The sequence below is a fragment of the Variovorax sp. 01T439_2 genome, assembly GCF_056398445.1.
The window spans coordinates 1-1,965 of sequence record NZ_JBFTPJ010001040.1 but is presented as its reverse complement, the minus strand read 5'-3'; the positions used below and the strand labels follow the sequence as shown (position 1 = coordinate 1,965).

The 1,965-nt window shown below is 71.7% G+C and carries 1 protein-coding gene; it reads right to left on the bottom strand.

From position 1 onward, the window contains the following. Window positions 1-1,965 (bottom strand): DUF3772 domain-containing protein (locus tag AC1DOC_RS31565; RefSeq protein WP_478131326.1); only part of this gene is annotated, 1,965 nt, incomplete at both ends.

Below are 1,965 nucleotides of genomic sequence, written 5' to 3'. Positions count from 1 at the left end.
GCGTCATGTTGCGCACGGTCTTCGTGATGAACTCGGAGTTCGGCACGATCACCGTCGAGCGGTCGCCCAGCTGGATCTCCGTGGCCCGCACGTTGATGCGCCGCACGTCGCCCTCGGTGGTGCCCAGCACCACCCAGTCGCCCACCTTCACCGGCTGCTCGGCCAGGAGGATGAGGCCCGAGATGAAGTTCTGCACGATGGCCTGCAGGCCGAAGCCGATGCCCACCGACAGCGCGCTGGCCACCCACGCGATGCGCTCGATGCCGATGCCCAGCGCCGACAGCGAGAACGCGACCACCAGGATGCCGCCCACGTAGCCCAGCAGCGTGGTGATCGAGCTCTGCATGCCCGGCTCGAACTGCGTGCTGGGCAGGTAGCTGCGCGCGAGCCAGCGCTTGAACACCCTGAGCACGATGAAGCCGATCACCGCCACCGCCACGGCGCTCAGGATGGCGCCCGGCACCAGCTGGAACTCGCCCACCTTCACGCCGGTGCCGAACTTGCCGCTGCGCTGGAACACTTCGCTGGGCCCGGTGCCCAGCGGCGCCGCGAGCGCGATCAGCATGTAGAAGAACAGCGCCACCCGGCTCAGGCCCGAGAGCACGGTGGCCGCCTGGTCGAGCGTCTGCGGCGCCAGGCCGAAGCTCTTCTGCAGGCGCTGGCCGAAGGTGCTGCGCGACGACACGCCGGCCATGAACACGTCGTCGGCAAACTTGAACAGCACGTAGAAGGCGGCCGCGACGATGCCGCTCCAGGTGAGCTGCGAGGCCAGGAAGCTCGCGAGCGCCACGTAGCCCACCGCCACCAGCACCCAGATGGCCACCATCAGCACGCCGATGCAGGCCACCAGCAGGCCCACCCACATCGGGCGCTCGGGCGGATCGGCGTCCGGCGTATCGGCGCGCATGGGCCTCAGGCGACGGAGCACCGCGCCAACCAGCGCCGTGAGCACCAGCGCGGTGAGCACGTGCGTGGCCACCACGGCCGCAAAGCTCGCTTCCACCAGCGCGTTGATCTCCACCGGCGCCCAGGCCAGCGCCGCCACCGCCGCAACCAGCCACGGCAGCGGCGCCAGGCGGGTGGCCATGGCGTCCGGAATCGGCGGCAGCCGCCACGACGGGCGGCGCGTGGCCAGCAGCCCGCGGCCCAGCCCGATGACGAAGGCCATGAACACCAGCGCCTGCGCCGTCGAGCGCATCGCCTTGCGCGCCTGCGGCTCCCAGGTGGCGTATTCCTCGAGCACCCACACGAAGCCGTGCGCGGCCACGGCCACCAGCAGCACGTGGCTCGCGACGATGGCAATCACCAGCAGCGAACGCCGCAGCCGGCCGGCCGGCAGCAGCCGCGCGGCGATCCGCGTCAGCAGGTGCTCGGCCACCCAGTTGCCGAGCACCGCGAGCAGCACCGCCAGGATCAGCGCCCAGAGCACCGCCATGCGGGGGCCTTGCTGCATGGCCTGCGAGAACCCGTCGCGCAGGTCGGAGGCCATGGCCTTCAGGCGCGCCAGGTCGCTCGGCCAGGCGTCCTGCAGATCGCCCCAGAACTCGCCGGTGAGCGGYGAGGGCGCGCGCTCGGTGATCTGCGCCTCGAACAGCGCGCGGCGCTGGGTCACCAGTTCGGCCGCGCGCTGCCGCACGTCGATGGCCAGCAGCCGTGCGAGCCGGATGTCGGCGTCCAGCGCGTTGCGCTCCTTCGTGAGGCGGGCGCGCTGGCGCGTGATGTCGGGGTCTTCGGTCGCGCCCGCGGCCGGCGGATTGCCGAGTTCGCCGAGGCGGGCGTTCAGGTCGGCCAGCTCGCCGGTGCGCGCGGCAACGAACTTGTCGGCCTGCGTGCCGATGTCGCTGATCTGCGCGAGCAGTTGGCGCAGGTCCCCGGTGGAATCGGCATCGGTGCTGATCTTGTTGAACTGCTCGCGCAGCTCGGCCACCGTGGGTTCGGGCGCCGGGGCCGCGGCAGCCGCGGTGC